At 66.7% G+C, this 6,065-nt stretch carries 4 protein-coding genes; all 4 read left to right on the forward strand.

Features of this window, described 5'->3' with window-relative positions; all coding sequences use genetic code 11:
• The coding region (locus tag FVW27_RS06030) for an AsmA family protein (protein ID WP_279586607.1) at positions 1-1,412 on the forward strand (1,412 nt) is incomplete at its 5' end.
• Between the two features lie 459 nt (positions 1,413-1,871).
• Positions 1,872-3,977 (forward strand): two-component system sensor histidine kinase NtrB, encoded by a 2,106-nt coding sequence (locus FVW27_RS06035; protein ID WP_167123592.1) that lies wholly within the window; start codon positions 1,872-1,874, stop codon positions 3,975-3,977.
• A gap of 100 nt (positions 3,978-4,077) precedes the next feature.
• The gene (locus FVW27_RS06040; protein WP_167123594.1) at positions 4,078-5,676 is read left to right on the forward strand and encodes a sigma-54-dependent transcriptional regulator; all 1,599 of its coding nucleotides are present in this window, start codon (positions 4,078-4,080) and stop codon (positions 5,674-5,676) included.
• A 16-nt stretch (positions 5,677-5,692) separates the two neighbouring features.
• A partial coding sequence (locus FVW27_RS06045) for a tetratricopeptide repeat protein (RefSeq protein WP_167123596.1) occupies positions 5,693-6,065 on the forward strand: 373 nt, incomplete at its 3' end.

Here is a 6,065-nt window from a genome sequence, read left to right on the forward strand (position 1 = left end):
AGGCCACGGCCAACGGGCCGCTGCTGTTCGACACGGCCACCGGCCTGCCCGTGGCCGCCGACCGGTTGCCCGCGGCGTTGCGCCTTTCGCTGCCGCCCTCGCTGACCGACCTGAGCCGCACGGTGGAGGCGCGCTTCACCGGTCCGGTCCGTTTCGATTTCGATGCGGGCTCCCTGAGTTCCGACCGGCTGGACGTGGAATCGCTGGGGGCGCGGGGCAGCCTGTCCCTCACCGCCACCGGCATGAACAAGGTTGCCAGCTGGGCGGGCAGCCTGTCCGTCCGTTTCGCGGATCCGCGTGCCACTTTGCGCGGGCTGGGCCTTGCGCCATGGACAATGACCGACGGTGCGTTGCATTCGGCGGAACTGTCTGCGGGCTTTCGCCAGTCCGGCAACACTTTCGACCTGACCGACGCCCGGCTGGTGCTGGACGGCCAACCCGTGGCGGGCAACGTCTCACGCATTTCCGGCCAGCGCCCCCTGTGGCGTTTCAGCCTGCATGCCGACGCCTTCGACGCGGACCGCTATCTGGCCCCCCGTACGCCGGACCCCGCCCCCGGGGATTCGGCACCCGCGCCTTCCAACGAGCCGCTGCACTATGCGTGGCTGCGCGCGTTCGATGCCGACGGGCGCGTGTCCGTGGGGCGCGGCACCTTCAAGCAGCTACGCTTCGATGGCTTTACCGCGCCCATCCTGCTGCGCGACGGGCAACTGGAAGTGGGGCCCATCGCCTCGGGTTTCTATGGCGGCACGCTGGGCGGCAGCATCCGCGCCACGGCGGGCGACGCGCTGGCCACGCGCCTTGTGCTGGACGCGCGCGACTTCGACCTGGAACCGGTGGGCCTGCGTTTTGCGGGCAAGGATTACGTGGGCGGCAAGGCCCTGCTGTTACTGGACGTGCAAGGCCCCCTGCGCACCGAACAGGACATGCCCGCAGCCCTTTCCGGCACGTGGGCCTTCGAGGTGCGCGACGGCTTCTACAGCACGCGCGGCAAGTCGAGCACACCGGAACAATCCAAGACCCCGTTCTCGGAGGCGCGGGCCAGCGGCTTCATGCGCACCGGGGTGCTGCACAACGAGGACTTCACCCTGAACAGCCTGCTGCTGACCATGGTGGGCCGGGGCTGGGTGGACCTTGCGAAAAAGCGCATCGACTACACCACCGACGTCTCGCTGGTGCGGGTGCCCACCTTTCCCATCCGTTTTCACGGCGATCTGCGCAAGCCGGAAACCAGCGTGCGCCAGACCGGCATCGTTACCGGTACCTTGGGTAACCTGGGCAGCACCGTGTTCGACCTGCTGGGTGGGGTCATCGGCATGCCGCTGCGGGTGTTGGAAGGCCTGCAGGACGCTGCGCGCGGCAACGGCACGACGCCCAACGGGCAACAGTCTCGCCAGCAATCGGGGCAATAGACCGACGGATGGCCGAAGGGCGACGGGCGAAGGGACGATGGACTTTCGTGTATCCGCCAGTCGGTTTCGTTGCGCAACATACTGATTTTGCAGAACAACATGCTGATTCCGTTGCGCGGCATGCAGATGCCATGGCTTCGCAGGGCCGACCCTCCAGTCGGCTTTCCCTCGTGCCTCCCGTGCCTTTCTACCCCCTTGCACTTCTTCTGTGTTCCCCCGCAATTTTCCCCCCAGACTTCCGCCATTGCACACGTGCAACCGGGGTTGCGCGTTTCCTTGCTATGTGCAATTTTATGCACGGAAGAGTGAAGGCTTGTGTCGTTTGTGCAATGCATTTTGCGTAACTAGCTGGAATTACGTTGTGCACACGTTGGCACGAGGTTTTCATGCCATACCCACACGCCCGGCTTCTTGTGCAGCCGGGCGTGTGCATCCCCACGGTTTTTTCAAGGACGTTCCATGGATATCGCCGACAAGAACACCGAGCGCAGCACCCTGATCATTGCGGTGATGGCGCTGGTGACCATCGGGCTTTCGCTCATCGTTTCCACCGGGCAAACCCTGAACCGGCAGGAAGAGGCAGGCACCCAGCACCTCATCCTTACCGCCCGGTCGGTGTTGCAGGCGGTGGAAACATCGCTGCGGCGCGGGCTGTTCATGCGGCCCAATGGCCCGGGCCTGTTCAGCCCGGGCACGGCGGAACTGTTCCGCGAACTGGAGCAGAGCGGCGACGTGCTGTTCGTGGGCATCATCGACCGACAGGGGGGGCGGGTGCTTACCTCGCGCCCCACGCAAGAGGCGGGCGGCACGCTGGTCTTTCCGCCAGAGGCGTTGCAGGATCTGGCCCAGAAGGGCGAATGGCACGGCCGCGCCACCTTCGGCAAACTCAGCGCCTACGTGTACGGCAAGCGCATCCTGCCGCGCAGCCATACCCTGATGCACGACACGGAACTGGACGACACCGGGCAACCCCGTTCCGACATCGGCGGGGACGGCGCGCAAACACATGCGCCTCCCCCCTTCGGGCAGGAGGACTTTTCGTCCGACGACCCCAACCAGTTGCCCACCTTTCTGGTGGTGGGGCTGGACATGGCCAAGCACCTGGCCGTGTATCGGGGATTTCGCCAGAATGCGCTGTTTCAGGCAGCGTACATCCTGGCGGCGGCGGTGTTCATCTGGGTGCTGACCATGAGCTTTCTGAAGCGGCGCGAGCAGGCAGGCCGCGCCGCAGTGCTGGAACGCTTTCAGGCCCGGCTGGTGGACAACCTGCCCGACGGCCTGCTGACCATCACCCAGGACAACGTGGTGCGCGCCGCAAACCCGGCGGCCCATGACATCCTGAAGGCCCGCGACGGCAGTCTGGCCGGTACCGACGTGGCAGAACTGCCGCCGGAAATCGCCGGGTGCATCGCCGGTCCGGACAGCGGCGCCACTCCCGGCTGGGCTAACCGTACAGTGGACGGCGCGCACCTGGAAATTCTCACCCTGCCTATCCGCGAAAGCGACGAGGAGCACGACCGCCTCGTCATCATCCGCGACAGAACCCAGATACGCGAACTGGAAAAGAGCCTGAGCGAGGCGGAAAAACTGGCCGCCGTGGGCACCCTGGCCGCAGGGGTGGCGCACGAGATACGCAACCCGCTATCGGCGTTGCGCGGATTTGCCCAGTATTTCGCCAAGAAGCTGGCGGGCAAGCAGCCGGACGAGAACTACGCCCAGACCATGGTGCGCGAGGCGGACCGGCTGAACCGGGTCATCACCGATCTGTTGTACCTGGCCAGACCGCGCGCCATCGAGCCGCGCGAGGTCAGCCTGGGGCAACTGGCGGCGGAACTGGAAAGCCTGGTACGCTTCGACGCGGGCAAGCAGGGGGTGCACATGCGCACCAGCCTGGGGCCCGACCTGGTCATGGCCGACGAGGACGCGCTCAAACAGGCCCTGCTGAATCTGGTGCTGAACAGTCTGGACGCGCTGTCGCAGTGCCCGCAACCCGTCGGTGACGGGGGGCGCGAGATCCACATTTCGTCCATGGGCTCCGACGGCGGGGTATGGGTGTTCGTGCGCGACACCGGGCCGGGCATGAGTCGCGAACAACGCGAGCAGGCCTTTGAGCCGTTCTACACAACCAAGAAGAAGGGCACCGGCCTTGGCCTTGCCCTGGTGCACAAGACCATGCGCGACCATGGTGGCCGCGCGCAGATAGATTCCGAAGTGGGGCGCGGCACCACGGTGGCGCTGTTCTTTCCGGGGGCGGGTCATGCCGCGCGCGCCGGAGGACAGGGCGTGTCGGCCAGTGGGGGCGGTGCCATGGAAGATGCGGGCATTCCACAGGGCGGCGATCCGCTGGACCACGGCGCGGACATTCCCGCAGGCAATTGCCCCGGTGCGGCGGCCTTCGACATGGCCACGGCCAACCGGGAAGGCCGGGACGAGGGGCAGGGCGGCGCCCCCCGGAACGCGACCCGTTACGAACATGCCGCCCCCGGACATGTCGCCCCCGGACAATCCGTGGCAGACCCGTCCGCCACGGATACGGTCATCGACATAACCGAGAACAAGCGATGAGGCGGCTTCCGGCCATCGACGACGTACCCGGCCACCGCCTGATGGCCCGCTCCGTCATGCCGGGCGTGGACATTCGTAGAGTCATCACCAAGGAAACAAGATGAAGCGACTTCTGGTCATCGACGACGAACCCGGCCACCGCCTGATGGTCCGCGCCGTCATGGAGGACAGCGGCTGGAACGTGGAAGAAGCCGGTTCCGGAGAGGAAGGCCTGGAACTGTTGGCCCAGGACCGCGTGAACGTGGTGCTGCTGGACATGCGCATGCCCGGCATGGACGGTCAGGAAACCCTGGCCCGTATTCAGGAAATGTACCCCGGCCTGCCCGTGGTCATGCTGACCGCCTTCGGTACCGTGGGTTCCGCCGTGGTGGCCATGAAGAAGGGTGCCTTCGACTACCTGACCAAGCCCGCCGACAACGAGGAACTGACGGCGGTTCTGGAAAAGGCCTGGGACTTCGGCAGGCTGCTGGAAGAAAACGAGAATCTGCGCCGCCGCCTGAGCGACGACGATCCCACGGCACCCATCGTGGGGGCCAGCCAGGCCATGTGCCGGGTGCGTGACTTCATCCGGCAGGCAGGCCCCAGCGAGGCCACCATCCTGGTCATGGGCGAGTCGGGCACCGGCAAGGAACTCATCGCCCAGGGCCTGCACGACGCCAGCAACCGTGCAGACCAGCCGCTGGTGAAGGTGAACTGTGCGGCCCTGCCCGGCCATCTGCTGGAAAGCGAACTGTTCGGCTACATGAAGGGTGCGTTCACCGGGGCCGTGCGCGACAAGCCGGGGCGCTTCCAACTGGCGCGAGGTGGCACGCTGTTTCTTGACGAAATAGGCGAACTGCCGCTGGAACTGCAATCCAAGCTGCTGCGCGCCTTGCAGGAGCGCGTGGTGGAACCCTTGGGCGCGGTACGTCCGGTGCCCGTGGACGTGCGCATCATCGCCGCCACCAACCGCGACCTCAAGCGCGCGGTGGAGGCGGGCGAATTCCGGGAGGACCTCTTTTTCCGGCTCAACGTGCTGGAGGTGGTTTCGCCCCCCCTGCGCGACCGGCTGGAAGACCTGCCCATGCTGGCCGGTCGCCTGCTGGAGCGGCTGTGCCGCAAGAACAAGAAGGGCATCCGCAGCGTGAGCCCGGAATTTCTCGAAGCCCTGATGCGCTATTCCTGGCCCGGCAACGTGCGCGAACTGGAAAACGTGCTGGAACGGGCGTTGATACTCAGCCGTTCCGATACCCTGGGACCCGATTCGCTGCCCTCGCAGGTGCTGGCTGATCGCCCCGACCGTTGGGAGCGGGGCGGCCCGGACAGTGGGCAGTACAGAGGCCCGGAGAGGGGCCAGGACAGGGGGGGGGACCGCCAGCGGCTCTACAGCCCCGACAGGCCAGACATGTCCGACAGATCGGGTACGGTTGACCGCGCCTTCGAACGGCAGGGCAGGGGCTGGGGGCAGGACTCCGCTTCCGCCATGCCGCGCGGCGATACGGGCTGGCCTGCAGAGGGCGATGGCTTCATGCCCGGCGGCTACGGCGGCGTGCCGGGGGCCTACCCCGGCTCGCTGGACGACGCGGAGCGCGACGCCCTGTTGCGCGCGCTGGAAGTGCACGGCGGACATCGGGAACGCACGGCCGACGCACTGGGCATCAGCCGACGTACCCTGCAATACAAGCTGAAGAAGTTCGGTCTGATTCGGCGCGGCATGTAGCCCGCCAGGAGGCATCATGAACAGGGTGCGCGGTGTTTCTTTTCTGGTGGCCCTTGGTGTTGCGGCGGCAACCATGGCTGGCTGTTCCGGCGCAAGCATGCGGGCTTCGTCCCTGCTGGAACAGGGCCGGTACGCAGAGGCCGCCACGGCCTATGCCCGGGTGACCGCGGAAAATCCTTCCGACTGGCGGGCCGGGGTGCGCCACGGCTATGCCCTGTACCGGCAGGGCGACTACGCGGGGGCACGTGCCGTGCTGGTGCCGCTGACGGAGGATTGGCGCTCGGCGGAGTATGCCCGGTTCTGGGCGGGCATTGCGGCCATTGCCGCGCGCGACGGCGACGCGGCCCGCGCGGCGTGGTCCGGCTGGACTACTGACAGGTTCGAGGTGC

This window comes from Nitratidesulfovibrio liaohensis (assembly GCF_011682075.1).
Lineage (GTDB): Bacteria > Desulfobacterota > Desulfovibrionia > Desulfovibrionales > Desulfovibrionaceae > Cupidesulfovibrio > Cupidesulfovibrio liaohensis.